Source organism: Streptomyces sp. GL_141 (assembly GCF_057834385.1).
This window is the reverse complement of sequence record NZ_CM174402.1, coordinates 2498789-2522439: the sequence shown is the minus strand read 5'-3', so window position 1 is coordinate 2522439 and position 23651 is coordinate 2498789. Positions and strand designations below refer to the sequence as shown.

Here is a 23651-nt window from a genome sequence, read left to right as displayed (position 1 = left end):
TCCGCATGCGCACAGGGGACGCGGCAGGTGCGATAGGAGCGATCGGCAGGGCGGCCGCAACGGCCGCGATCCTCGCGGCGGCCGCCCTGGCCCCGCCGCAGACGGCAGCGGCGGCGCCGTCCCCGACACCGTCGTCCCCGGCTCCGGCCGCATCCCCGGCCCCGGCTCCGTCCCCGGCCGCGGAGGCGTGCACCGCCGGGACCGGGCCCTACCAGCGCGAGCTGGAAGACCACCTGGGCCGGACGGCCGACGGAACGCAGGACGCCGGGGACTGCGAGGCGATCCGCACCTTCCAGCGGGCCCACGGGATCCGGCCCGCCGGCGGCTACGCCGGGCTGGTCACCTTCCGGACCATGGTCGCGGTCGCCGCCCGTACGGATCCCAACGCCGCCGGCGACTGCCCGGTCCGTCCGCACCGGGTGACCTGCGTGGACCTGGAGCGCCAGATCCTGTGGGTGCAGCGCGGCCGCACGGTGGTCTTCCCGCCCGTGCCCGTCCGCACCGGACGCGACGACGAGGAGACCCGGCCCGGCTGGCACGAGGTCTACTGGCGCAGCGAGGACCACGTGTCCACGCTCTACAACTCCCCGATGCCCTACGCCCAGTTCTTCGACGGGGGCCAGGCCCTGCACGGCCGCCCCGGCGACCTGTACGCCCACGGCGGCTCGGCCGGCTGCGTCAACCTCTCCGTCCCCGACGCGCGGCGCCTGTGGGACCTGCTCACCGAGGGGGACGCCGTCTACGTCTGGGGCACCAAGCCCGGCACGGAGGGCTGACTCCCGGAGCCCGCACCACTCTTGGGACGGAACGGTGACACGACCGTACTGTCTCGTGATCCCCCATGTGATTTCCTGGCGATAAGCGCGCGACTGTCCGCGCGCGGGGGACATGGGGAGAACGATCGTGAACCTGCAGCCGATACGCGGCCGCGCCCGCACCGGCCTGCCGGCCCTCCTGCTGGGCGCGGCCCTGCTGTTCACCAGCGCGTGCAGCGGTGGTGGAGGCAACGGGGGCGGCGCCGGCGGGAGCGGTGGCGGAGACGGTGGTACCGGTACGACCGGTACCGAGGCGTCGAAGGCCGTCGTGAGCGTCAAGCCGGACGACGGGGCCAAGGAGGTCGCGACGAGCGGCATCCTCAAGATAACCAGCACCGGCGGCAAGCTCACCACGGTGACGGTCGCCGACACCAAGGGCAACGCGGTGGAGGGCAAGCTCGCCGAGGACGGCGCGAGCTGGGAGCCCGCCCGGAACCTCGCCTCCGCCACCGAGTACAAGGTGCACGCGGTGGCCAAGGACGAGGCCGGCCGCGAGTCCGCGAAGGACACCACCTTCACCACCCTCACGCCGGCCAACACCTTCATCGGCCAGTACACGCCCGAAGACGGATCGACGGTCGGCGTGGGCATGCCGGTCTCGATCAACTTCTCCCGCGGCATCACCAACCCCGAGGCCGTCGAGAAGGCCATCACGGTGACGGCCGAGCCGGCCGTCCCGGTCGAGGGCCACTGGTTCGGCAACGACCGCCTGGACTTCCGTCCCGAGAAGTACTGGGCCGCGGGCACCACGGTCACCCTGAAGCTGGCGCTCGACGGAGTCGAAGGCCGCCCGGGGGTCTACGGCAAGCAGACCCGTACGGTCACCTTCAAGGTCGGCCGCTCCCAGGTCACCACGGTCGACGCGAGCAGCAAGCAGATGCAGGTGGTCCGCGACGGCCAGGTGCTCAAGAACGTTCCGATCACCGCGGGCGCCCCGTCGACGACCACGTACAACGGGCAGATGGTCATCAGCGAGAAGTACAAGGTGACCCGGATGAACGGCGCCACCGTCGGCTTCGGCGGGGAGTACGACATCTCCGACGTCCCGCACGCGATGCGGCTGACCACCTCCGGCACCTTCGTCCACGGCAACTACTGGGCCTCGTCCAGCACGTTCGGCTCCGAGAACGTCAGCCACGGCTGCGTGGGCCTGAAGGACGTCCGCGGCGCCGGTGACGGCAGCCAGCCCGCCGCCTGGTTCTTCAACGAGTCGCTGATCGGCGACGTGGTCATCGTGAAGAACTCCAAGGACAAGACCGTCGCCCCCGACAACGGCCTCAACGGCTGGAACATGGACTGGGCGGACTGGATCAAGTAACCCCGGTCGGAATGCAGTCGAGTGGCCCGGTGCTGTGACCCACAGCACCGGGCCACCTCGGGTTAACCGGCGCTAACCTTCCCGTATGACCATCTCTCTCGAAGTCTCCGAAGGCGTCGGCGTCATCCGGCTGGACCGGCCGCCCATGAACGCCCTGGACATCGCTACCCAGGACCGACTGCGCGAGCTCGCCGTCGAGGCAACCGACCGGGCCGACGTCCGTACGGTCGTCATCTACGGCGGCGAGAAGGTGTTCGCGGCCGGCGCGGACATCAAGGAGATGCAGACGATGGACCACGCGGCCATGGTCGCCCGGTCCCGCGGACTGCAGGACGCCTTCACCGCCGTGGCCCGGATCCCCAAGCCCGTGGTCGCGGCCGTCACCGGCTACGCCCTGGGCGGCGGCTGCGAGCTGGCCCTGTGCGCGGACTACCGGATCGCCGCCGACAACGCGAAGCTCGGCCAGCCCGAGATCCTGCTCGGCCTGATCCCCGGCGCGGGCGGCACCCAGCGGCTGTCCCGGCTGATCGGCCCCTCCAAGGCCAAGGACCTCATCTTCACCGGCCGCATGGTCAAGGCCGACGAGGCGCTGACCCTCGGCCTCGTGGACCGCGTCGTCCCGGCCGCCGAGGTCTACGAGCAGGCGCACGCCTGGGCCGCGAAGCTCGCGCAGGGCCCGGCCCTCGCGCTGCGCGCTGCCAAGGAGTGCGTGGACGCGGGGCTGGAGGCCGACATCGACACCGGCCTGACCATCGAACGGGGCTGGTTCGCGGGCCTGTTCGCCACCGAGGACCGCGAGCGCGGGATGCGCAGCTTCGTGGAGGAGGGTCCCGGCAAGGCGAAGTTCCTGTAGGTCCTCCCTGCGGGTGGATTAGCCAGGCCTTAAGGCAGCCTTAAGGAGAATCGGTGATCCACTCTGGGTGATCACCGATGTGCGGTGTGTCACCGCAGGTCAGGGGTGTGCGGCGGCCTCCGTGTTGCCAGTTGCATATGCCAGGACGACCCCTCGGAATCCACGATCCCGGGGGGTCTTTTCCTGCGGAACGGCCCGAACGGCCTTACCGGCCCTCCATGATGGGTGCATGGCGGGTCTGGAGGGTGTGGAACAGCCGCGGCAGCGCAGTAGCGCTTCCGCCGTACGGCTCACGGCGGCCCTGGAGGACGAACTGGGCCTGAAAGCGCTGGAGTTGTACGGGAATCCGGCCGAGGCGGAAGTGACGCTGCCGTCGATGCCCGAGTCGGCCGGCACCGCCCGCCGGCTCACGCAGTGCGTGGTCGTACGCCTGTGGGGGCTCTCGCCGCAGATCGCCGAGCACACGGTCCTGCTGGTCTCGGAGCTTGTGGGCAACGCGGTCCGGCACACGGGGGCCCGCTCTTTCGGTTTACGGATGCTCAGGCGGCGCGGCTGGATCCGCGTGGAGGTGCGCGATCCCTCGCGCGGGCTGCCCTGTCTGATGCCGGTGCACGAGATGGACACCACCGGCCGGGGGCTGTTCCTCGTCGACAAGCTCTCGGACCGCTGGGGCGCGGACCTGCTGCCGCGCGGGAAGATCACCTGGTTCGAGATGCGGGTCGCGGACCGCTAGGAGCCCCCTGGCCTCACTGCCCCCCGAACGCCAGAAACCCCCTGTCGCCGTTGTGGGGCGCTGTGGGGGTTTCATGGGTGTGCCGAGGATCGAAGGGGGTGTGATCCTCGGCGGGGACTTCGCTCGGGTCAACGGGAAGCCGTGGTTCCGACTATGGCAGAAGAGGGACCAAATGCCAAAAGTCCCAAGTTGGACATAAGTGTGCATATCCTAAGACTTTCTACCTAAATCTTAGGTGAGATGGGCCACGGGCCTCGTAATTAGTGAATAAATATCGACTGCCCTGAGTGAATCGTTGATCACATAGCGGACAGTCGCCGGGTGGCACCGGTTCGGCCGAAGGTCCTGAAATGGGTCAATCAATACCTACACGGGCATCCACCCCTTAAATGGGCGGGTGCTCTGCTACCCGGACCGCCGATCCGCTCTCCGTGCCGGCGCGGCGGTCGCCGCCGGCGCCCTCGCCGCCGCCTGTACCCCCGCGGGCCCCGCGGCCCCGGCGAAGGCCGCCCCGGACAAACCGGCGGCGCCGGCCGAAGCGGCCCGGGCCAAGGCGGCCCCCGCCCCGCGCCGGTTCGCCGGGCAGCCCGTGGAGATCGGCCACGGCCCCCGCGGCCGGCCCGGCGTCGCGCTCACCTTCCACGGCAACGGCGACCCCGCCATCGCCACGTCGGTGCTCGCCGAGGCGGAGCGGGCGGGCGCGCGGGTGACCGTACTGGCCATCGGCGCCTGGCTCGACGCCCACCCGGAGATGGCCCGCCGGATCCTGGACGGCGGCCACGAGCTCGGCAACCACACCCAGCGGCACCTCGCGATCAACACCATGCCCGAGGAGCAGGCGTACGCCGAGATCACCGGCTGCGCCGACCGGCTCAGACGGCTGACCGGATCCATCGGCACCTGGTTCCGCCCGTCCCAGACCCAGTACGCCACCCCCCTGGTACGAAAACTGGCCCAGCGGGCGGGCTACCCGCACGTCCTCTCGTACGACGTGGACTCCCTCGACTTCACCTCGCCCGGTGCCGCGGCCGTCGTCCGCACCGTCATCGGCCCGATCCAAGGCGGATCGGTGGTGAGCCTGCACTTCGGCTACGCGGACACGGTCGACGCGATGCCACCCCTCCTCGAAGAACTCGCACGCCGCAAACTGCGCGCGGTGACCACCACGGAGCTGCTGACCCCATGACGACCACCCGCCTTCCCCGGAAGGCCACCGCGTTGCTGGCCGGTCTGGTCCTCGCTGCCCTCGCCGGCTGCGGAGCGGCCGACAAGGGACCCGCCGAGGCCCTCGGCACGAAGGGGCCCGCCGCGCCCGTCAAGGCCGTACCGGCGGCGCCGCCCGGCCTGGCCGGAATGCCGCCGCTCCTCGATCCGAACGACGTGTACGCGGCCGACCGGCCGAACAAGCTCTCCCCGGTGGTCAAGGACTTCCCGTCCCGCGTCTACGTGCCGAACACCAACTCCAACACGGTGTCCGTCATCGACCCGGTCACGTACAAGGTCATCGACACCATCCCCGTCGGCGTCCAGCCCCAGCACGTGGTCCCCTCCTGGGACATGAAGACCCTCTGGGTCAACAACAACCGGGGTCACACGCTCACCCCGATCAACCCGGCCACCGGCGAGGCCGGCAAGCCCGTCGAGGTGCACGACCCGTACAACCTGTACTTCACGCCCAACGGCAAGTACGCGATCGTCATGGCCTCGATGGACAAGGAGCTGGTCTTCCGCGATCCGCACACGATGGACCGGGTGAAGACCGTCCCGGTGACCTGTTTCGGCGTCAATCACGCGGACTTCTCCGCGGACGGCCGCTACTTCATCGTGAGCTGCGAGTTCTCCGGCGAACTGCTCAAGGTCGACACCGAGAAGATGGAGGTCGTCGGCCAGCAGAAACTGCCGTTCGAGGGCGCGATGCCGCAGGACGTGAAGGTCTCGCCGGACGGAAAGACCTTCTACGTCGCGGACATGATGGCGCACGGCATGTGGGTGCTCGGCGGCGACAAGTTCGAGACCCCCAAGCTGCTGCCCACCGGAAAGGGCTGCCACGGCCTGTACGTCAGCCGCGACTCCAAGGAGATGTACGTCTCCAACCGGGGCGAAGGGTCCGTCTCCGTCTTCGACTTCACGCAGAACAAGCTGACGAAGAAGTGGGAGCTGCCCGAGGGCGGCAGCCCCGACATGGGCGGCGTCTCCGCCGACGGCAAGGTGCTGTGGCTCTCCGGCCGCTACAACTCCGAGGTCTACGCCATCGACACCACCACCGGCAAGCAGCTCGCCAAGATCCCGGTGGGCGGCGGACCGCACGGCCTCGCCGTCTACCCGCAGCCCGGCCGCTACTCCCTCGGCCACACCGGCATCTTCCGGTAGGGGGCGAGCGCGCGGACACCGCCCCGCGCGGAGACCGCTCCGCATGGAGAACGCGGCCGTGCCCCGGGGGCTCGCACAGCTCCCGGGGCACTCTCAACTGCTCACCGACGCCTCCTCACCAGGCGACGGGGAGCCGCTCGGGAAGCCGCTTGATGAAGCCGGTCCGCCATACGAGGTTCTCCGCCGGCACCGCGAGACGCAGCTCGGGCAGCCGCTCGACCAGCACCTCCAGCGCGATCTCGGCGTGCGCCCGGCCCAGCGCGGAAGCCGGGCAGAAGTGCCGGCCGGCGCCGAAGGCGAGGTTGGCGTTGGAGCTCTCGCGCTCCAGGTCCAGCTCGTCGGGGTTCTCGAAGGCCTCCGGGTCGAAGTTGGCCCCCTCCAGCAGGACGAGGACCAGCTCGCCCTCCTTGACCAGCACGTCCCCGACCTGGATGTCCGCCATCGCGATGCGCGGCAGGCCGTCGCCCACGGACAGGTTCCAGCGCAGCAGCTCGTCCACGGCCTTGCCCATGCGCTCCGGGTGCTTGCGCAGGTACCCGATGAGCTCGGGCTTCTGCAGCAGCGCCAGGACCGCCAGGGTCAGGAACGCGGAGGTGGAGACGGCGCCGGCCCCGAAGAGCGAGACGGCGACGGTGGCGAACATGTCGTCGGTGAGGTGCGCCGACTCGGGGTCCGCCTCCTTCAGCTCGGCGAACTTGCCGAGGAGCCCCGTACGCTCCTCGGCAGGCAGCGCCAGCTGCGCCTTCAGCTGCTGCTCGAAGTAGCCGACGTCCTTGTACCAGTTGAGCGCGGAGTCGGCGAACGGCTCGCGTGCGGTCATGAACGCGACGTCCAGCCCCGACATCAGCCGCCGCCAGTCCTCGAACGGCACGCCCAGCACCTGGCAGTGCATGGCCGCCGAGAAGGGGTCGGCGAACCCGGCCCGCAGGTCGGCGGGCCCCCCTTCGGCGAGGAGCTGGTCGATGAGCTCGCCGGCCTTCGCGCGCAGCCGGTCCTGCAGGCCCTTCTGGCGCGGGTTGAGCGCCTTCATGACCGCGTTGCGCAGTCCGGCGCTGTTGATGTTGCCCATGTTGTTGACGACCTCGGGCGGGATCGTCAGCGCGTACTGGCGCGGGACGCCGGCATTGGCCGTGTCCTTGAGGCTGAAGCGCTCGTCCTCCAGCACCTGCTTGGCCAGTGCGTAACTGCTCACCAGCCAGGCCGGGTCCCCGGTGAGGGTGCGGACCTTCGCGACCGGCGCCTTCTCGCGCAGCCAGGTGCACTCCTCGGGGAGCACGTCACCGCGCCGCGAGAGCGGGAAGTCGACGAGGGGCTCGGTGGTCTGTCCGGTGCCCTCAAGCTGCTCGACGCTCATCGACGGTCCCTTCGGTTGGTGCGGTGTGCGTGTGCGTGTGCGTGTTCGGGTGGTTCGGGTTGCTCTGAGCCTTTTCGGCCGCCTCGGGCCGCACCACGGCGTATGCCTGGTTCCTCGTCGCGCGCAGTCCCCCACCGCGCGCGAAGAGGACGTCGGTCATCGGCATCTTGACGTGGTAGGCCGCCACGGAGGACGGGACGTCGAGAATGCTGGGGGTGTCGATGAAGAACGGCAGCTCGGCCGCCATGTAATCGAAACACACCTGCAACTGCGCGTCGGTGATTGATTCACCTTCCGGCAACTTGGATCCGACAAAGTGCAGGGCCATTTCCTCGCAGCCCTTGCGGAATTCGTCGTCGGTCTCCAGAAAATGGAGAACGCGCCGGTGCAGAAGTTGGTAGACGGGGTTCGTCTGGAACTCCGAAAGTGCCCTCACTCGGATCTCGGCGTTCGGAGGTCCTGATTCCTCCACGCCCTTGAGAATCCTTCGCCGGACTGCCTTGATTTCCTTCGTCGCACGCTTCTCGGCGTGTTCCTGGGTGTAGCCGAAGGCGGCGAACATCCCGTCCACGTGGAGGTCTGCGTAGACGAAGTCGACCTGCGCGAAGCGGGTCGTGGCCCATCGGGTGAGGCTGGATATGCGCTCGGAGCTGAAGTAGCTGTTGCCAGGACTCACTCCGATGAGCACATGGTCGCCGTCTTCCCAGATGTGGTGGCAAGTGCGGGTGAAGGGCAGAACTTCGAATGATGCGTCAGCTGTGATCGTCACCTGTGTGATCGCCCTTGTTGCCGCTTGTCCCTGGGAGCCCTGCGCTCCCGGTGTGGCGGCAATGTCGCAACGTTATGCGGTGGTACCGGAGCGTGACAAGTGGGGGCTTGAATTGTTGGCTGGAATTATCGCTTCCGCACTACGGAAGAGTAATTGAATTTCTATCTGCCGCTCGAACGGGACCCGGGGCGTGAGGGGGTCGGGCATGCCGCTACCCTGAGCCGGTCAACAAGCACCAAGAAGGGGTGGACCCAGTGGCGGACATCGAGAGCGCACGGACGACGTTCGGCAAGTTCGACGTGAACGGTGACGGCTTCGTCACGGCCGACGAGTTCCGTTCGGCGATGGCGGAGATGGGCGACCCGTTCGTCACCGGCCCGGTCGCGGAGGCCGTGATCGCCGCCAAGGACTCGAACGACGACGGCCTGCTGAGCTTCGACGAGTTCTGGGCCTCCCTGAACAAGTAAGCACCCGCGCGGCCCCCTGGCCCCTGCCGGGCCGGGGGCGCGCGTCAGGCCTGCGCCGGCCCGCCGGTCATGCTCTCCACCTCGGCGAGGGCCTCCTCCAGCCAGCGCAGCCAGAACGTCTCCAGCCCGGTTCCCGCGTGCAGCACGACACGCCGCAGCCGGTCCTCCTCGGAGTCCCGGCCGGCCGGGAAATCCTTCTCCTCGATGCCCTCGTACACGGCCAACTGGGCCCGGTGCAGCTCCAGATGCCGCCGCAGCTCGGCGGCCAGCCCCTGCGGCCCGACCACCGCGGCCGCCCGGATCCGCAGCAGCAGGGGATCCCGCACCGGCTTGGGATCCTGCCGCTCCCCGACCCACCGCGCCAGCTCCCCGCTCCCGGCGGGCAGCACCTCGTACTCCTTCTTCTGCCCCCGTACGGGACCCTCGCTGGGCAGCGCCCGGATCAGCCCGGACTCCTCCAGCCGGCCGAGCTCGCGGTAGATCTGCTGGTGCGTCGCGGACCAGAAGTACCCGATCGACTTGTCGAACCGCCGGGTCAGCTCCAGCCCCGACGAGGGCTTCTCGAGCAGGGCGGTGAGGATGGCGTGCGGGAGCGACATGCGGTCATCCTAGGTTTGCGGGAGATCGAGGACCGCGATGCCTGTCTCCACGGCGACGGCCCGGCGGGACCCGTCGGGGTGCAGGGCCGTGACGGGGGACGGGACGTGGTTCACCCCGTAGGCCCCGTTCCGGTGCCGTACCCGGACCTCCGGCCATTCCCGCAGGATGCGGCCCGTGGTGGCGTCGACCAGCCGGGGGTGCTCGGTGAGCGAGGCCACCAGGTTCCCGCCGCACGCGATCAGGGTTCCCCAGTCCTCGGCTCCGGCGCTGCGGTGCAGCCAGCGGCCGGCCCGGCAGGACCACACGCCCAACTGCCCGTCCTGGAGGGTGGGAGCCTCCTCGCGGCCCGGGCCCTCGCCCGTCCCCGACACGGCGACCCGGTCCGCGTCGAGCCAGCAGGCGGAGCCGACCTCGGCGTAGAGGGCCGTCGGGCCCAGGAGGTCCCCGTCCCGGTCCAACGCGGTCGCGTCGGCGATCGCGGCCGCCAGGTCGTAGACGTTGGCGACCCCGTACGGGTGCCATACCCAGCCGGCCACCAGGAGCCCCCGGCCGTCGGGGGAGACGGAGAGCCGCGACGGGAACAGATCGGGGGCGGTGCGTGCGCCGGTGGTGAGCCGCTCACCCGTGGCGGCGTCCTCGACCTGGAGGACGTCGTACTCGTCGGGGCAGTACACGAGTACCTCGCGGCCGTCGGACAGCGCGCCGATGGTGATCGCGTGGTCGTAGTCCTCGGCGAGGTTGTCACCCCGGCTGAGCTCGCGCACGATCCGCTCGCCGTCGAGCAGGACGGCCGTGGTGCCGCGCTCCTCGTAGAGCACCGTCCAGCGCCCCGAAGGGGAACGCACCGCACGGTCCCAAGCGGGGGAGGCCGGGCGGCGGGCCGGATGCTCCCGGCCGTCCGGGGTCCAGCGGCGGAAGCCGCCGACCGGGTCGACCAGGTCCTCGCCCTCCCGGCCCGCCCAGAACAGGGACCCCGGCTCGGAGGTTGCCTTCAGCGTCTGCATGGACCGGCAACCTCCCTACCCCCAGGCGGCCAGTGCCTCCGGATTACGGGGCCCGGGGGCGTCCGCCGCGAGCAGCCCCCGGGCCCGCAACAGCGCGGTCACCGCCGGGGACCAGGCCGGGCGCAGGCCCGCCGAGGTCAGGAGGGACGGGTCCGAGAGGAGGGGTTCGGCCGGCCCGAAGCGGATGCCCGACGGGGTCAGGACCGCCGCGTCGTCGGCCCAGCGGACCGCCAGGTCCACGTCGTGGGTGGCCATGACCACCGTCGTGCCGGAGGCCCGCAGTCCCGCGAGGACGCCGAGCAGCCGCTCCTGGCCGTCCGGGTCGAGGCCCGCCGTCGGCTCGTCCAGGATCAGCACCCGCGGAGCCATCGCGACCGCCCCCGCGATCGCCGCGCGCTTGCGCTGGCCGTAGGAGAGCAGGTGGGTGGGGCGGTCCCGCAGGTGCGTGATGTCCAGGGCGGCGAGGGCCGAGTCCACGCGGGCGCGGACCTCCGGAGCGGGGAGCCCCTGGTTCATCGGGCCGAAGGACACGTCCTGTTCGACCGAGGCCGCGAACAGCTGGTCGTCGGGGTCCTGCACCACCAGCTGGACGGACGTGCGCAGCCGGGTCAGTCCGGCCCGGTCGTACGAGACCTCCGTGCCGTCCAGCCACAGCGATCCCGCGCCGGGCCGCAGGCCGCCGCTCAGCAGCCGCATCAGCGTGGTCTTGCCGCTGCCGTTGCGGCCCAGCAGGGCCAGCGCCCGGCCCGGCGTGATGGCGAAGTCGACGCCGGTCAGGACGGCCGGGCCGTCCTCGTAGGCGTAGCCCGCGTCGGACAGTTCGATCAGGGGGGTCGCCACCGGGTTCACAAGGAGAGCCCCTTCAGGGTGAGGGTCAGGGTGATCAGGGCCGCCAGCAGGGCGCCGGTGGCCGTCAGGAAGCGCCACGACAGGGCCGCCTCCGGTACGAGGACCCGCAGCGCGCCGTCGTAGCCGCGTCCGGCCAGACCCGCCTGGAGCTTGGCCGCGCGGTCGAAGGCCCGTACGAAGGAGGTGGCGGCGAGCCCGGCCAGGGAGCGCCACACCGCCGCCCGGCTGGTGTGCCCGAGCCGGGCCGCCTGGGCCCGGCGGACCTGCGCCATGGAGTCGAGCAGCAGGAAGCCGATCCGGTACATGACCAGGGCCACGTCCACCACGGGGGCCGGCACCCCGGCCCGCACCAGCCGGGGCAGTACGTCGGAGACCGGGGTGGTGAAGGCGAACAGCAGCAGCCCGAGCGAGGCAGCCGAGGTGCGCAGCAGCAGTTCGGCGGCGAGCCGGGGGCCGTCGGGGGCCAGGGACACCGGCCCCGCCGGGCCGCCGACCGCGAACAGCAGGGGCAGCGCCCCGGTGAAGCAGAAGCCGAGCGGGATCCGGAAGGCCCGCCAGAGCTGCCGGCCGGCCACCCCGGCCGGGCCGAGCAGCACGGCGAGGGTGGCGGCGGCCACCAGCGGCCCGCCCGGCCAGGGCGGCAGGCACACGGCGGTGACCGTCAGCCCGATTCCGAGCAGGGCCTTCTCCAGCGGGTGCCTGCCGCGCCAGCGACTGCCGTGCGCGGCCACGTCGATCGGCAGCACCGCCTACGCCTCCGGGGCGGTGGCGGCAGCGGCGGCGGCCGCCCCCTGGCGGCGGCCCTTGCGGACGCCGAAGTAATACGCGAGCACGCCCGCTCCCAGCGCCGCCTGCAAGGCGAACAGCGCGGACTCGATCTCGGCCGAAGGGGGTTCGTAGAGAGGGGAGAACCAGGGCTCGTAGTCCGGCTTCAGCTCGGTGATCGCCGCCTCGGCCTGCGCGTCGGCGCCCGCGAAGGGCTCCTCCTTGCCCTCGCCCAGCCCGAGGGCGATCGGCAGGACGGCCAGCGCCGCCACCAGGAGCAGCAGCAGGGTGTTGATCTTGGCGTTCTTCGACATGCCGCTCATCAGGCCGCCGCCTTCTCTCCGGTACGGGTGGCCGTCAGCTTCGCGACGCCCAGCCGGACCAGGTCCGACTTGCTCGACGCCATCAGCAGCCGCATCACGAGGACGGTCAGCAGCCCCTCGCTCACGGCCAGCGGGATCTGCGTGACCGCGAAGATCCCCCCGAACTTCGCGAGCGAGCCCGCGAATCCGGAGGCCGGGTCGGGGAAGGCGAGGGCGAGCTGCACGCTGGTGACGCAGTAGGTGACCAGGTCGGCGAAGAAGGCGCCGAAGAACACGGTGACCATCAGCGGGAGAGCGAACTTCCGCAGCAGCCGGTAGACGGCGTAGCCCGCCCACGGGCCGGCGATGGCCATCGAGAAGACGTTGGCGCCGAGGGTGGTGAGCCCGCCGTGCGCCAGCAGCAGGGCCTGGAACAGCAGGGTGATCGTGCCGAGCACCGCCATGATCGGCGGCCGGAACAGGATCGCCCCGAGTCCGGTGCCCGTGGGATGCGAGCAACTGCCCGTGACGGAAGGGATCTTCAGGGCGGACAGGACGAAGGTGAAGGCCCCGGAGGCGCCGAGCAGCAGCGTGCTCTCCGGGTTGGCCTTCACCTCGCGGGTGAGCGCGCGGACGCCGTGGACGACGAAGGGGGCGGACACGGCGCCCCAGGCGACCGCGTGCAAAGGGGGTAGGAACCCCTCGGCTATATGCATGAGTAGGGAGACCTCTCCAGCACCTCGTGGATGGACAACGCGCCCCGGCCGGTCTCCTGGCTCACGGGTTGACGTCCATGCTCCGCCTTCCCGGGCAGCGCGGAACCTCCCGCGCAGCCCAGTGGCTTTCCCGCAGGAGTGGAGCCGGACTTCCCGATCACAGTGGCGAGGGCCGCACCGGTTTCCCACCGGTTTCCCGAACACCAAGGCCCGCTGACCCTAGTCGGCCGCACGGACCGGTAACAACCCGCCCCAATCACGCCGGGCGGTGACCGGATTCCGCTTGTGCGTCACGCCACGTGCCCGTGCTGTCGCTGTCCGCCCCAATGTCCCCGCCTGAAAGGGGAGTTCCGGATGTCCGTGGCCGCCGGAGAACGGCCGCCACACGTCGCCGCCCTGTTCCGGCCGGGCTGCTTCCCGCGGACGGTCCGGGGCCCCCGCCCCCGGGGTGCGCCCGGACGGGTGCGGCCCGGTGGCGGGCCCGCCGGGCCCCGGTGAGGCTGGACGCGTGGCTACCGATCCCGCGCACGACCTCGACCACTCCGACCTGACCGCCGTGCACGTCAACTGCACGCTCAAGCGATCGCCCGAGCCCGGCGACACCGAGGGCCTGATCGACAAGAGCCGTGCGGCGATGGGAGGAGCACGACGATGACCGACAACGCCATGTCTCATGACGACCTGCGTGCCGTGGTGATCAACTGCACCCTCAAGCGGTCGCCGGAACGAAGCCACACGCAGGGCCTGATCGACATCAGCACCGGCATCATGCAGCGTCAGGGTGTCCAGGTCGAGGTACTCCGGGCAGTGGACCTCGACATCGCGACCGGCGTCTGGCCGGACATGACGGAGCACGGCTGGGAGACCGACGAGTGGCCGGTCATTTACTCGAAAGTCATGGCCGCAGACATCCTCACGCTGGCTGGGCCCGTATGGCTGGGTGACAACTCCTCGGTCATGAAGAAGGTGATCGAGCGCCTGTACGCCTGCTCGTCGATCCTCAACGAGCTCGGCCAGTACGCCTACTACGGTCGCGTGGGCGGCTGCCTGATCACCGGCAACGAGGACGGCGCCAAGCACTGCGCGATGAACGTCCTGTACAGCCTCCAGCACCTCGGATACGTCATTCCGCCGCAGGCGGACGCGGGCTGGGTCGGCGAGGCCGGCCCGGGCCCGTCGTACCTCGACCCCGGCTCCGGCGGGCCGGACAACGACTTCACGAACCGCAACACGACCTTCATGACCTGGAACCAGCTCCACCTGGCGAGGATGCTCAAGGACACCGGCGGCATCCCCGCCCACGGAAACCAGCGCTCCGAGTGGGACGCCGGCTGCCGCTTCGACTTCGAGAACCCCGAGCACCGCTGAGCTCGGTCCCGTCAGATGAGGTCGCGGTGGCGGCCCACCTTGGTGGAGAAGAGGTAGAGCGGGGGCAGGAGGGCGGCGGCGCAGACGGTCCAGAGCGCGGTACGGGCGCCGAAGTGGGTGGCGAGGAGGCCGGCGGTGAGCGCGCCGAGCGGCAGCGCGCCCCAGGAGACGAAACGGACCGTGGCCATCACGCGGGACAGCAGTTCCGGGGGCGACTGCGTCTGCCGGTAGGTGCGGGTGGTGATCGATCCGATGACGGTGCCGAAGGCGAAGCCGGCGTTGCCCAGGGCGAACCAGTACGCGTCCCCCGCCGACGTGGTCAGCGGGGCGAGCAGGAGCAGCGCGCCGCCGGCCAGATCGGCCAGGATGATGCCCCGCGCGGTGCCGAGGCGCGTGGTCACGCGGACCGCGACGGCGGCGCCGGCGAGCGCGCCGACCCCGTCCATGGCAAGGACGAGACCGAGCTGCATGGAGTCGAGGCCGGCTCCGCGGACCAGGTAGAGGGGGGTGAGGGTGACGAGGGCCGCGCCCAGGAAGTTGGCGGCGGTCGCCCAGATCATGCAGGGGCGCATGACCGGGTGCTTGGTGACGTACCGCCATCCAGCGCGCATCAGCCGCAGCGCGCTCTCGTTGGTGCGGGGCGCGGGGCGGCTCTCGGGGAGGGTGCGCAACAGCACGGCGGAGGCCACGTAGCTGGCGGCGTCCACGACGATCGCGCCGACCGGGCCCGTCACGCCGATCAGGACGCCGCCGAGGGAGGGGCCGCCGGTGTCGGTGACGGCGTGCGTGCCCGACATGACGCTGTTGCGGGCGGCCAGCTGCCGGGCCGGGACGACGGCGGGCAGGAAGGTCGAGTTGCCGATGTCGAACAGCACGGTCGCCGAGCCGGTGACGAGCGCCGCGAACAGCAGGTGCGGATACGTGAGCGTGCCGATCCACCAGGCGAGCGGCAGCGATCCGAGCGCCGCGAACCGTACGAGGTCGAGCGTGACCTGGAGTCGGCGCAGCGGCACGCGCTGCGCGAGGACGCCCGCCGGGAGGCTGAGCAGCAGCCAGGAGACCTGCCCGGCGGCGGCGAGCAGGGCGACCTGGAAAGCGGTGGCGTCCAGAACGGTGAGGGCGACGAGCGGCAGGGCGAGGGCGGTGACGGCGGTGCCCGCGCCGCTGACCGTGGTGGCGGCCCAAAAGCGCCAGAAGACGCCCGGCGATGAGGTCTCCCGTTCGTCGTCGCGTCGGTCGTGCTCTTGGATCGCCTGTGTTCCGCTCATGCGGAGCCCACCCCCGGGTCTTGTTAGTCTCTTTTGGGAACTCACTCGTTCCAGGTGAGTTTCTATCCAGAACTGACCTCATGGCGCAAGATGGTTCCGGCGAACGGCCGCCGTGCGCGCAGAAGCGGAGACGTGGTGATGAGGTCGATCCCCGAGCGGGACGCCGCCTGCGCGATCGCGCAGGCCGCGGCGGTGGTCGGCGACTGGTGGAGCCTGCTCCTGATCCGGGAGGCCGCCCGGGGGCACCACAAGTTCGACGCGCTCCAGGAGGAGCTGGGCATCTCCCGGAAGGTGCTCGCCGAACGCCTGGCGCACCTGGTGGAGACGGGGGTGCTGGAGAAGGTCCCGTACCAGGAGCGGCCGACGCGGCACGAGTACCGGCTGACCGAGAGTGGCCGGGGGCTGCTGCCGGTCCTGCTGTCGATGCAGGACTGGGCCGACCGCTGGCTCCTCGGCGACGGCTCTCTCAGCGGCACCGCCGGCGAGACGAGCGCGGAGGCGCGGCGCGTCGCGGATCTGACGGGCCGGCGGCTGCCGCGCCTGCGGCTGCCCGGCCACCGGGACGGTGCGCCGGTTGACCCGGTGGCCGACAGCGTGGCCACCGTCCTGTTCTGCTATCCGGCGACCGGGAGCCCCAGCCCCCTGCCGGAGGGCTGGTCACGCATCCCCGGCACGGTCGGCTGCACGCTGGAGAACCGGCTCTTCCGGGACGCCTACGAGGACTTCCGCGCCGCGGGCGCGGAGGTGCGCGGCGTCAGCACCCAACGCCCCGACGAACAGCGCGTGTTCGCGAGCCAGGAGGGCATCCCCTTCACCCTCCTCTCCGACGTTGACCTCCACCTCGCCACCGCCCTGCGCCTGCCCGCCTTTCGCGCCGGACAACTGCTGCGACTGAAGCGGACCGTGCTGGTCATCGACCGTGACGGCGCGGTGCGGCACGCGCGCTTTCCGGTGACGGACATCCCGGCAGCGGTGAACGAGGCGCTGGCCGAGGTGCGGCGCCTGGCCGCGGAGAACTGACATCGCGTCGTCGAGGGGCCTCCACGCTCTCCCCGGACGGCAGAGCCGATCCCGCCGTATCGATGGTCCTCCGCTGAAACGGTCTAGCTCTGCTTCTTGGACTCCAGCCACTCCACATAGTTGTGCGAGGTATTGTTGCCCTGCTTCCCCGGCGAGATTTTCATGATCGCCTGGTTCTTCTCCGGGTTCCCGGTCAGGTACGCCTCGGTCAGGACGTACGGCAGGCCATCCACACGGAAGCGGATGCTTCCGTCGGGGTAGGCGCTGACGCGAATCCTTCGGCCGTCGGGAAGTGTGACGTCTTCGGTGAAGTGCGCCTTGACGGGCTGATCGGCCATACGGACCTCCAGGTCGTACAGGCTCAATGGAGCAGCCAATCTACTGGCAACACCCGATCCTCCAAGGGCAGTTCGGCCGGCGAGCCTTCGTGTGGACGCACCTGGCCGCCCTGCTCAAGCGGTCCGGCGGGATGCCGGCGCACGGCAACCGGCGCTCCCTGTGGGACGCGGGCCGCCGCTTCGACTTCCCGAACCCCGAGCACCGGTAGCCGGGCCCCGCCTCCCGCCGGCGCGTGCTCAGCAGACGTTCGGGTGCGCGACGTCCAGGACGAAGCGCTCCGGGGCGTGCAGCTTGAAGGAGGAGTAGGCGGGCTTGGTGTCGAAGGCGGCCCCGAAGGTGACGTACCCCTCGTAGTCGCCGGTCAGGGCGATGCCCTTCAGCTTGGGCAGGTAGATCTTGAGGAGCTTGGGCCCGAGGTAGACGTTGCGGCCCGCTTCGTCGTGCCCGGCGGCGGGATGCAGGCGGATCTCCAGGAAGTACCGCCCGGCCAGCGGGACGGGCTTGCCGGAGCCGTCGTAGACCAGCTTCGGGACGGGGGTGACGGTGACCTCGGGTACGTACCCCTGCAGGTCGACGACGATCCGGTCGTACGTGCAGTGCCCGCCCCAGCGGGCATTGACGACGAGCGGGGTGGCGGTGGTGGTTGCGGTGGCGGTCGTGGCTGCGGCGGCGGCCGGGGCGGCGAAGGCCAGGGTGGCGGCGAGCAGTGCGCCCAACCCCAGTGCGGTGGCCTGCCGGCGGCGTGGACGGTTCATTGCGTCCCCTCGATTCCGAGAGACGGGGAACGGTGTCACCCGGGAAGACGCGCCCGGTACGGCCGCGGTTGCACCGGGTTCTCCGGATTCGCGTCAGCTCGGCAGGAGGGCGCTCAGCTCGGCGTCGAGGTCGTAGTGCCGGTGCTCCTGGCCGCGCGGCACCAGCTCGGTCAGCCGGCGGCACAGCGCCTGTACGTCCTTGGCCCGGGCGGACATCACGCACGACTGCTCGCCGTTGCTGAAGGCGAGGAAGACCCGCGGCTCGGTGCCCTTCCAGCGCGGCCACACCTGTATGTCGCCCTCGCCGGTGGCGCAGACCTGGCCGTCGAGCAGCAGGTCCCGGGAGAAGACCCAGCGGGCGAGGTGCATGCCGGCGCCCTCGAAGTCGAGGGCGATCTCGTAGGGCCGCTCGGTGCGGTACACGAAGACGCCCCGCACCGGGACCGGCGCGGGCGCGGCCTCCAGGCGGAGCGGGAGGACGCGGTGTTCGGTGCCGGTCATGCGGGCGCCTCTCTCTCGGGGTGGGGTCTCGCCGGCGCACGCGCGACATGCCCACCCGGGCAAGCTAGCCCACCTCCGGGCCCCCTTCCCGCGGCCAAAGGTCCCGTCTGGGCGGGCCGCTCGACCCGACTTCGCCCGGCTCCGCCCGACGCGCCGAGCCCCGCCCTCCGGGGGGAGGGCGGGGCTCGGTGGAAGGGCGTGACCGGGGCGGGGCCCCGGCCGGAACTACGGGAGCGGGTTGTAGATGAAGGACTCGTGCGCGTTGGACTGGCCGATCGCGGTGAAGCCCGAACCGTTGGCCTGGGCGCCGTTGTTCTGGTTGGAGGCGCCGAAGCCCGAGGCGACCTGCTGGGCGGTGGAGGAGTTGCCGGTGTTGCTGCCGCCGACCCCGCTGCCGAGGACGCCGGCGAGGGCCGCGTTCGACGCGGTCCCGGCCGCACCTGCCCCGTTGTCGGCCTGGGCGACGCCGGAGAGGAGCGCGAAGGCGAGGGGGAGCGATGCGGCGGCCGCCATCACGCGGATGCTGCGGGTGCTTGCCATGGTTCAAGTCCTCCAGATGAGCAAAACGGCTGTGGTCCAAGACGGTTGGCCGAACCGCCGGGGGTGTGGACGCGACGTCGTGCCCCCACCCTGGCGCACGTGATCATCAAGAAACCAGCCCAGACTGCCTTGTTCCCCCTCAAGCGTGATCAACTTCCCGCCAAACCTCATATACCCCCCAATCTCGAACGAAGTTACTGGCGTAACCCACCTGCCCGGCACGGGAAGCGGCAGGGGAAACGGACCGGCGAACGACGAAGGCCCCGACGTGACGCGTCGGGGCCTTCGTCGGTCAGACGGTGCGGGTCAGCACTCGATGACGTTCACCGCGAGGCCGCCGCGGGCGGTCTCCTTGTACTTGACCTTCATGTCGGCGCCCGTCTCCTTCATGGTCTTGATGACCTTGTCGAGGGAGACCTTGTGGCTGCCGTCGCCGCGCATCGCCATCTTGGCCGCGGTGACGGCCTTGACCGCCGCCATGCCGTTGCGCTCGATGCAGGGGATCTGGACGAGGCCGCCGACCGGGTCGCAGGTCAGGCCGAGGTTGTGCTCCATGCCGATCTCGGCCGCGTTCTCGACCTGCTCCGGGGTGCCGCCCAGGACCTCGGCCAGCGCGCCGGCCGCCATCGAGCAGGCCGAACCGACCTCGCCCTGGCAGCCGACCTCGGCGCCGGAGATCGAGGCGTTCTCCTTGAAGAGCATGCCGATCGCGCCCGCGGCGAGGAGGAAGCGGACCACGCCGTCCTCGTCGGCGCCCGGCACGAAGTTCATGTAGTAGTGCAGGACCGCCGGGAGGACGCCCGCCGCGCCGTTCGTCGGGGCGGTGACGACCCGGCCGCCGGCCGCGTTCTCCTCGTTGACCGCCATCGCGTAGATGGTCGCCCACTCGCTGCGGTGCATCATCGGGTCGCCCTCGGTGCGCAGCTGGCGCGCCGTGGAGGCGGCCCGGCGCTTGACCCGCAGGCCGCCGGGGAGGATGCCCTCGCGGGACATGCCGCGGGCGACGCAGGACTGCATGACGCGCCAGATCTCCAGGAGGCCCTCGCGGATCTCGTCCTCGGTGCGCCAGGCCTTCTCGTTCTCCAGCATCATCGAGGAGATCGACAGGCCGGTCTCGTTCGCGAGGCGCAGCATTTCGTCACCGCTGCGGAAGGGGTACTTCAGCGGGGTGTCGTCGAGCTTGATCCGGTCCTCGCCGACCGCGTCCTCGTCCACGACGAAGCCGCCGCCGACCGAGTAGTACGTCTTCTCCAGCAGCGGGGTGCCCGCCTCGTCGTACGCGAAGAGCGTCATGCCGTTCGCGTGGTACGGGAGCGAGCGCCGGCGGTGCAGGATCAGCTGGTTCGGCTCGTCGAAGTCGATCTCGTGGCCGTCACCTATTTCCGTGCCCAGCAGGCGCAGGCGGCCCGTCTGGCGGATGCGCTCGACCTCGGCGTCGGCGGTCTCCACGTTCACGGTGCGGGGCGAGTGGCCCTCCAGGCCCAGCAGCACCGCCTTGGGGGTGCCGTGGCCGTGCCCGGTGGCTCCGAGGGAGCCGAAGAGCTCGGCGCGGACCGAGGCGGTCTGGGCGAGGACGCCGTCCTTCTTGAGCCGGGTCACGAACATGCGCGCGGCGCGCATCGGTCCGACGGTGTGGGAGGAAGAGGGACCGATGCCGATGGAGAAGAGATCGAAGACGGAGATGGCCACGGTTGCGGACTCCTATGTCTGCTCGTGGGTGGGAAGCGTGGGCAGGAGGGGTGATCGGTTCGATCAAGGCTGATCGGGTCGATCGGGGCGATCTGCGGATTTTGTCCGGCAGCCGAGCTTAACGCGGTGAGGTGAACGGCTCGGCCGCCGGACGGGTCGGGAGGGGGGCGCTCAGGCGTGGGTCAGTTCGCGCTCCGGTGCGTCTGCCGGGTCGGCGTCCCCGGCGGGGGCGTCCAGGACCGGGTCGGGGCCCGGCAGGCCCGCGTAGTGGGCCTTGACCCCGGACCGTACGGCCCAGAAGTAGAAGCCCAGGGCCGAGAGGCCCACCAGGGCGATGTCCACGCCGCCGGGGATGATCCCGTGGCCGCCGAATTCCTTGCTGCCGAGCGCGGACAGGGTGCCCAGCCACAGCAGGAAGACGATCATCCACCAGGCCGGTGCGAACTGCTTGGCCAGGTTCTTCTCGCCCTTGCGCTTGAGCACGACGGCCGCGATCGGGGCGGCGACCAGGGTGAGCAGCACCACCTTGCCGGTGTCCGGCCACTTGGACCAGTACAGGGCGCAGGCGGCGAAGGCGAAGGTGATCGGGCAGAGGATCCGGGCCGCCGGGAGCCGGAAGGGGCGCGGCAGCTCGGGCTTGGTCTTGCGGAAGACGCCGACCGCGATCGGGCCGATCAGGTACGAGACCACCATCGCGGCCGAGACCACGCTGGCCAGGGCCTCCCAGCTGTGGCCGACGGTGACCAGCAGCAGGATCGAGAAGCCGAGGTTCAGCCACATCGCGGGACGCGCGGTGCCGTACTTCGGGTGGACCTCGCGGATCTTCTTCGGGAAGAAGCCGGTGTCCGCGAGGTTCTGCGCCATGTACGAGGCCGAGGCCACGTTGCCGATGTTGGCGCCGGACGGGGAGATGAAGGCGCCGAACTGGAGCATCGTGACGACCCAGTGCAGCATCAGCATCTTGGCGAGGTCGGCGAACGGCGAGGAGAAGTTGATGCCGCTCCAGCCGCCGGCCTCGGCCAGCTTCTCCGGCGGGACGCCGCCGATGAAGGCGATCTGCAGGGCCAGGTAGATGACCAGGCCGAGGGAGAGCGCGCCCACCAGGGCCAGCGGAATGGCGCGGCCGGGGTTCTTGGCGGCGCCGCCGAGGTTGACGACGGCCTGGAAGCCGTTGAAGGCGAAGACCACGCCGGAGGTGGTGACGGCCGTCATGACCGCGGACCAGCCGTTGGGCGCGAAGCCGCCGTGGTCGGTGAAGTTGCCCGTGTGGAAGCCGGAGGCGATCAGGGCGATCACGGCGAGCACCGGGATGGCGAACTTGACCAGGGTGAGCAGGTTGTTCGCCTTGGCGAGCAGCGCGACCGACCAGTAGCAGGCCAGCCACAGCGCCACGGTCAGGAACAGCGCCATCGCCATGCCGGAGGTGGTCAGGCCGCCGTTCTCGACCAGGCCCTTGGCCCAGCCGAAGTTCCAGGAGGACATGTACTGCGTGCCCGCGATGGACTCGATCGGGATCAGCGCGGCGATGGCGATCCAGACCGCCCAGCCGGTGATGAAGCCCAGCACCGGCCCGTGCGAGATGGTGCCGAAGCGGGCCATCGAGCCGGGCAGCGGGTAGGCGGCGCCCACCTCCGCGTAGGACATGGCGATCATGCCGATGAAGACGGCACCGATGACCCAGGCGACGATCGCCGCGGGTCCCGCGACGGCGGCCGCCTGGCCCGCCCCGAAGAGCCAGCCCGATCCGAAGATCGAGCCGAGCCCGATCATGATCAGGGCGAAGAGACTGAGTCCCTTCTTGTTCGCTGCGCTCATGTCCATGGGGTGTGCTGTCCGTCCTGCCAGGGGTGCGGTCGTTCCTTATTCGGAGCCTATTTGCCATTTATTGGATGATTCAGCGGCAATAGGTCGCATCCGCCTGGGGCTTTGGTCATGAAAGGGGCCCGGCCCTGTGCACAACAAGACCGGGCCCTCCCAAGCCGGTGCCTAGAGCGACGGGTACAGCGGGAACTTCGCGGCGAGCGCGGAGACGCGCGCCTTCAGGTCCTCGGCGTCGTAGGCGGGCTTCAGCGCCTGCGCGATGATCTCGGCGACCTCGGTGAAGGCCTCGGCGTCGAAACCGCGGGTGGCCAGCGCCGGCGTACCGATCCGCAGACCCGAGGTGACCATCGGCGGCCGCGGGTCGTTCGGGATGGCGTTGCGGTTGACCGTGATGCCGACCTCGTGGAGGCGGTCCTCGGCCTGCTGGCCGTCCAGCTCGGAGTTGCGCAGGTCGACCAGGACCAGGTGCACGTCGGTGCCGCCGGTGAGGACGTCCACGCCCACGGCCTTGACGTCGTCCTGGACCAGGCGGGCGGCGAGGATCTTCGCACCCTCCAGGGTGCGCTCCTGGCGCTCCTTGAACTCGGGCGAGGCCGCCACGAGGAAGGAGACGGCCTTGGCCGCGATCACGTGCTCCAGCGGGCCGCCCTGCTGACCCGGGAAGACCGCGGAGTTGATCTTCTTGGCCAGCTCCTGCGTCGACAGGATGACACCGCCGCGCGGACCGCCGAGGGTCTTGTGCGTGGTGGTGGTCACGACGTGGGCGTGCGGCACCGGGTTCGGGTGCAGGCCCGCGGCGACCAGACCGGCGAAGTGCGCCATGTCGACCATCAGGTACGCGCCGACCTCGTCCGCGATGCGGCGGAAGGCGGCGAAGTCCAGCTGGCGCGGGTAGGCGGACCAGCCCGCGACGATCAGCTGCGGCTTGGACTCCTTGGCGAGGCGCTCGACCTCGGCCATGTCGACCTCGCCGGTCTCGTCGACGTGGTACGGGACCACGTTGTAGAGCTTGCCGGAGAAGTTGATCTTCATGCCGTGGGTCAGGTGACCGCCGTGGGCCAGGTTCAGGCCCATGATCGTGTCGCCCGGCTTGATCAGCGCGAACATCGCGGCCGCGTTGGCCTGCGCGCCCGAGTGGGGCTGCACGTTCGCGGCCTCGGCGCCGAAGAGCGCCTTGATGCGGTCGATCGCGATCTGCTCGACCACGTCGACGTGCTCACAGCCGCCGTAGTAGCGGCGGCCGGGGTAGCCCTCGGCGTACTTGTTGGTCAGGACCGAGCCCTGGGCCTCCATGACGGCGACCGGAGCGAAGTTCTCCGACGCGATCATTTCCAGGGTGGACTGCTGGCGCACGAGTTCGGCGTCGACGGCGGCGGCGACGTCCGGGTCGAGCTCGTGGAGGGGAGTGTTCAGTACAGACATCAGGGTTCCCTGG

Annotated in this window: 27 protein-coding genes and 1 riboswitch; of the genes, 11 read left to right on the top strand and 16 right to left on the bottom strand. The window is 70.5% G+C overall.

The genetic code is table 11. The annotated features are described in order from the left end of the window. The first annotated feature begins 5 nt into the window (after positions 1-5). The 6 genes from AC3IX6_RS10600 (at position 6) to AC3IX6_RS10575 (ending at position 6089) form a co-directional block, all read left to right on the top strand. The gene (locus AC3IX6_RS10600; RefSeq protein WP_489369919.1) at positions 6-776 is read left to right on the top strand and encodes a L,D-transpeptidase; all 771 of its coding nucleotides are present in this window, start codon (positions 6-8) and stop codon (positions 774-776) included. Between the two features lie 112 nt (positions 777-888). After that, entirely contained in the window at positions 889-2133 is a 1245-nt protein-coding gene (locus AC3IX6_RS10595) for a L,D-transpeptidase (RefSeq protein ID WP_489369918.1), read from the top strand. A gap of 85 nt (positions 2134-2218) precedes the next feature. Further along, entirely contained in the window at positions 2219-2986 is a 768-nt protein-coding gene (locus AC3IX6_RS10590; protein ID WP_489369917.1) for an enoyl-CoA hydratase/isomerase family protein, read from the top strand. Between the two features lie 229 nt (positions 2987-3215). Beyond that, a complete protein-coding gene (locus AC3IX6_RS10585; protein ID WP_266955062.1) occupies positions 3216-3719 on the top strand; it encodes an ATP-binding protein in 504 nt (167 codons plus the stop codon). Positions 3720-4116: 397 nt separating this feature from the next. Continuing rightward, entirely contained in the window at positions 4117-4905 is a 789-nt protein-coding gene (locus tag AC3IX6_RS10580) for a polysaccharide deacetylase family protein (RefSeq protein ID WP_489369916.1), read from the top strand. Further along, positions 4902-6089, top strand: a complete 1188-nt coding sequence (locus AC3IX6_RS10575; RefSeq protein ID WP_385372677.1) for a YncE family protein — start codon at positions 4902-4904, stop codon at positions 6087-6089. Before AC3IX6_RS10580 ends, AC3IX6_RS10575 begins: the two co-directional genes overlap by 4 nt. A gap of 115 nt (positions 6090-6204) precedes the next feature. Here AC3IX6_RS10575 and AC3IX6_RS10570 read toward each other — a convergent pair whose 3' ends face one another. Then, positions 6205-7443 carry a cytochrome P450 gene (locus tag AC3IX6_RS10570; protein ID WP_489369915.1) on the bottom strand — a complete coding sequence of 413 codons (1239 nt, stop codon included), beginning with the start codon at positions 7441-7443 and terminating at the stop codon, positions 6205-6207. Next, a complete protein-coding gene (locus AC3IX6_RS10565) occupies positions 7424-8212 on the bottom strand; it encodes a tRNA-dependent cyclodipeptide synthase (RefSeq protein WP_489369914.1) in 789 nt (262 codons plus the stop codon). The genes AC3IX6_RS10570 and AC3IX6_RS10565 overlap by 20 nt, the downstream gene beginning before the upstream one ends. Before the next feature lie 254 nt (positions 8213-8466). On the opposite strand from AC3IX6_RS10565, the gene AC3IX6_RS10560 reads away from it, so the two are divergent. Further along, positions 8467-8679, top strand: a complete 213-nt coding sequence (locus AC3IX6_RS10560; RefSeq protein WP_243336380.1) for an EF-hand domain-containing protein — start codon at positions 8467-8469, stop codon at positions 8677-8679. A gap of 44 nt (positions 8680-8723) precedes the next feature. Here AC3IX6_RS10560 and AC3IX6_RS10555 read toward each other — a convergent pair whose 3' ends face one another. From AC3IX6_RS10555 to AC3IX6_RS10530, 6 genes are read right to left on the bottom strand one after another with little or no spacing between them, the layout of a single operon-like run. Continuing rightward, positions 8724-9278 (bottom strand): PadR family transcriptional regulator, encoded by a 555-nt coding sequence (locus AC3IX6_RS10555; protein WP_489369913.1) that lies wholly within the window; start codon positions 9276-9278, stop codon positions 8724-8726. Between the two features lie 9 nt (positions 9279-9287). Continuing rightward, positions 9288-10283 carry a hypothetical protein gene (locus AC3IX6_RS10550; RefSeq protein WP_489369912.1) on the bottom strand — a complete coding sequence of 332 codons (996 nt, stop codon included), beginning with the start codon at positions 10281-10283 and terminating at the stop codon, positions 9288-9290. Between the two features lie 15 nt (positions 10284-10298). After that, complete coding sequence (locus AC3IX6_RS10545) at positions 10299-11123, bottom strand: energy-coupling factor ABC transporter ATP-binding protein (RefSeq protein WP_489369911.1); 825 nt, start codon at positions 11121-11123, stop codon at positions 10299-10301. 5 nt (positions 11124-11128) lie between these two features. Then, positions 11129-11878, bottom strand: coding sequence for a cobalt ECF transporter T component CbiQ (gene cbiQ, locus AC3IX6_RS10540; RefSeq protein ID WP_489369910.1), 750 nt, complete (start codon positions 11876-11878; stop codon positions 11129-11131). Positions 11879-11881: 3 nt separating this feature from the next. Next, positions 11882-12220: an energy-coupling factor ABC transporter substrate-binding protein gene (locus tag AC3IX6_RS10535; protein ID WP_489369909.1), complete on the bottom strand. Its 339-nt coding sequence runs from the start codon at positions 12218-12220 to the stop codon at positions 11882-11884. Next, positions 12220-12915 carry an energy-coupling factor ABC transporter permease gene (locus AC3IX6_RS10530; RefSeq protein ID WP_489369908.1) on the bottom strand — a complete coding sequence of 232 codons (696 nt, stop codon included), beginning with the start codon at positions 12913-12915 and terminating at the stop codon, positions 12220-12222. Before AC3IX6_RS10530 ends, AC3IX6_RS10535 begins: the two co-directional genes overlap by 1 nt. Positions 12916-12944: 29 nt before the next feature. Beyond that, positions 12945-13138, bottom strand: a riboswitch (cobalamin riboswitch). Positions 13139-13423: 285 nt separating this feature from the next. Between AC3IX6_RS10530 and AC3IX6_RS10525 the strand changes: the two genes are divergently transcribed. Further along, positions 13424-13570, top strand: a complete 147-nt coding sequence (locus AC3IX6_RS10525; protein WP_489369907.1) for a hypothetical protein — start codon at positions 13424-13426, stop codon at positions 13568-13570. Beyond that, positions 13567-14283 (top strand): flavodoxin family protein, encoded by a 717-nt coding sequence (locus AC3IX6_RS10520; protein WP_489369906.1) that lies wholly within the window; start codon positions 13567-13569, stop codon positions 14281-14283. Before AC3IX6_RS10525 ends, AC3IX6_RS10520 begins: the two co-directional genes overlap by 4 nt. A gap of 11 nt (positions 14284-14294) precedes the next feature. Here the strand turns inward: AC3IX6_RS10520 and AC3IX6_RS10515 are convergent, their stop codons facing one another. Continuing rightward, positions 14295-15551 (bottom strand): MFS transporter, encoded by a 1257-nt coding sequence (locus tag AC3IX6_RS10515; RefSeq protein ID WP_489369905.1) that lies wholly within the window; start codon positions 15549-15551, stop codon positions 14295-14297. Between the two features lie 138 nt (positions 15552-15689). Between AC3IX6_RS10515 and AC3IX6_RS10510 the strand changes: the two genes are divergently transcribed. Further along, the gene (locus tag AC3IX6_RS10510; RefSeq protein ID WP_489369904.1) at positions 15690-16571 is read left to right on the top strand and encodes a winged helix-turn-helix transcriptional regulator; all 882 of its coding nucleotides are present in this window, start codon (positions 15690-15692) and stop codon (positions 16569-16571) included. A gap of 83 nt (positions 16572-16654) precedes the next feature. Here AC3IX6_RS10510 and AC3IX6_RS10505 read toward each other — a convergent pair whose 3' ends face one another. After that, positions 16655-16909 carry a hypothetical protein gene (locus tag AC3IX6_RS10505; RefSeq protein WP_489369903.1) on the bottom strand — a complete coding sequence of 85 codons (255 nt, stop codon included), beginning with the start codon at positions 16907-16909 and terminating at the stop codon, positions 16655-16657. A 26-nt stretch (positions 16910-16935) separates the two neighbouring features. On the opposite strand from AC3IX6_RS10505, the gene AC3IX6_RS10500 reads away from it, so the two are divergent. Beyond that, a complete protein-coding gene (locus AC3IX6_RS10500) occupies positions 16936-17118 on the top strand; it encodes a hypothetical protein (protein ID WP_489369902.1) in 183 nt (60 codons plus the stop codon). Between the two features lie 28 nt (positions 17119-17146). On the opposite strand, the gene AC3IX6_RS10495 is transcribed toward AC3IX6_RS10500, so the two are convergent. The 6 genes from AC3IX6_RS10495 to glyA form a co-directional block, all read right to left on the bottom strand. Then, positions 17147-17665: an AMIN-like domain-containing (lipo)protein gene (locus AC3IX6_RS10495; protein WP_489369901.1), complete on the bottom strand. Its 519-nt coding sequence runs from the start codon at positions 17663-17665 to the stop codon at positions 17147-17149. A gap of 93 nt (positions 17666-17758) precedes the next feature. After that, complete coding sequence (locus tag AC3IX6_RS10490; protein WP_489369900.1) at positions 17759-18166, bottom strand: SsgA family sporulation/cell division regulator; 408 nt, start codon at positions 18164-18166, stop codon at positions 17759-17761. Positions 18167-18391: 225 nt separating this feature from the next. Beyond that, positions 18392-18706 (bottom strand): hypothetical protein, encoded by a 315-nt coding sequence (locus tag AC3IX6_RS10485; protein ID WP_250746332.1) that lies wholly within the window; start codon positions 18704-18706, stop codon positions 18392-18394. 306 nt (positions 18707-19012) lie between these two features. Further along, positions 19013-20395: an L-serine ammonia-lyase gene (locus AC3IX6_RS10480; RefSeq protein ID WP_266904244.1), complete on the bottom strand. Its 1383-nt coding sequence runs from the start codon at positions 20393-20395 to the stop codon at positions 19013-19015. Between the two features lie 171 nt (positions 20396-20566). Then, complete coding sequence (locus AC3IX6_RS10475) at positions 20567-22216, bottom strand: APC family permease (protein ID WP_489369899.1); 1650 nt, start codon at positions 22214-22216, stop codon at positions 20567-20569. Between the two features lie 165 nt (positions 22217-22381). Next, positions 22382-23638: a serine hydroxymethyltransferase gene (gene glyA, locus AC3IX6_RS10470; protein ID WP_389694133.1), complete on the bottom strand. Its 1257-nt coding sequence runs from the start codon at positions 23636-23638 to the stop codon at positions 22382-22384. Positions 23639-23651 lie beyond the last annotated feature (13 nt).

Excerpts from the sequence above, each read along its gene's own strand:
- AC3IX6_RS10555 (WP_489369913.1), bottom strand. The coding sequence starts at position 9,278 with ATGTCGCTCCCGCACGCCATCCTCACCGCCCTGCTCGAGAAGCCCTCG.
- AC3IX6_RS10575 (WP_385372677.1), top strand. The coding sequence starts at position 4,902 with ATGACGACCACCCGCCTTCCCCGGAAGGCCACCGCGTTGCTGGCCGGT.
- AC3IX6_RS10585 (WP_266955062.1), top strand. The coding sequence starts at position 3,216 with ATGGCGGGTCTGGAGGGTGTGGAACAGCCGCGGCAGCGCAGTAGCGCT.
- AC3IX6_RS10530 (WP_489369908.1), bottom strand. The coding sequence starts at position 12,915 with ATGCATATAGCCGAGGGGTTCCTACCCCCTTTGCACGCGGTCGCCTGG.
- AC3IX6_RS10595 (WP_489369918.1), top strand. The coding sequence starts at position 889 with ATGGGGAGAACGATCGTGAACCTGCAGCCGATACGCGGCCGCGCCCGC.
- AC3IX6_RS10550 (WP_489369912.1), bottom strand. The coding sequence starts at position 10,283 with ATGCAGACGCTGAAGGCAACCTCCGAGCCGGGGTCCCTGTTCTGGGCG.
- AC3IX6_RS10520 (WP_489369906.1), top strand. The coding sequence starts at position 13,567 with ATGACCGACAACGCCATGTCTCATGACGACCTGCGTGCCGTGGTGATC.
- AC3IX6_RS10475 (WP_489369899.1), bottom strand. The coding sequence starts at position 22,216 with ATGGACATGAGCGCAGCGAACAAGAAGGGACTCAGTCTCTTCGCCCTG.
- glyA (WP_389694133.1), bottom strand. The coding sequence starts at position 23,638 with ATGTCTGTACTGAACACTCCCCTCCACGAGCTCGACCCGGACGTCGCC.
- AC3IX6_RS10490 (WP_489369900.1), bottom strand. The coding sequence starts at position 18,166 with ATGACCGGCACCGAACACCGCGTCCTCCCGCTCCGCCTGGAGGCCGCG.
- AC3IX6_RS10515 (WP_489369905.1), bottom strand. The coding sequence starts at position 15,551 with ATGAGCGGAACACAGGCGATCCAAGAGCACGACCGACGCGACGACGAA.
- AC3IX6_RS10510 (WP_489369904.1), top strand. The coding sequence starts at position 15,690 with ATGAGGTCGATCCCCGAGCGGGACGCCGCCTGCGCGATCGCGCAGGCC.
- AC3IX6_RS10570 (WP_489369915.1), bottom strand. The coding sequence starts at position 7,443 with ATGAGCGTCGAGCAGCTTGAGGGCACCGGACAGACCACCGAGCCCCTC.
- AC3IX6_RS10535 (WP_489369909.1), bottom strand. The coding sequence starts at position 12,220 with ATGAGCGGCATGTCGAAGAACGCCAAGATCAACACCCTGCTGCTGCTC.
- AC3IX6_RS10600 (WP_489369919.1), top strand. The coding sequence starts at position 6 with ATGCGCACAGGGGACGCGGCAGGTGCGATAGGAGCGATCGGCAGGGCG.
- AC3IX6_RS10500 (WP_489369902.1), top strand. The coding sequence starts at position 16,936 with ATGGAGCAGCCAATCTACTGGCAACACCCGATCCTCCAAGGGCAGTTC.
- AC3IX6_RS10495 (WP_489369901.1), bottom strand. The coding sequence starts at position 17,665 with ATGAACCGTCCACGCCGCCGGCAGGCCACCGCACTGGGGTTGGGCGCA.
- AC3IX6_RS10505 (WP_489369903.1), bottom strand. The coding sequence starts at position 16,909 with ATGGCCGATCAGCCCGTCAAGGCGCACTTCACCGAAGACGTCACACTT.
- AC3IX6_RS10485 (WP_250746332.1), bottom strand. The coding sequence starts at position 18,706 with ATGGCAAGCACCCGCAGCATCCGCGTGATGGCGGCCGCCGCATCGCTC.
- AC3IX6_RS10590 (WP_489369917.1), top strand. The coding sequence starts at position 2,219 with ATGACCATCTCTCTCGAAGTCTCCGAAGGCGTCGGCGTCATCCGGCTG.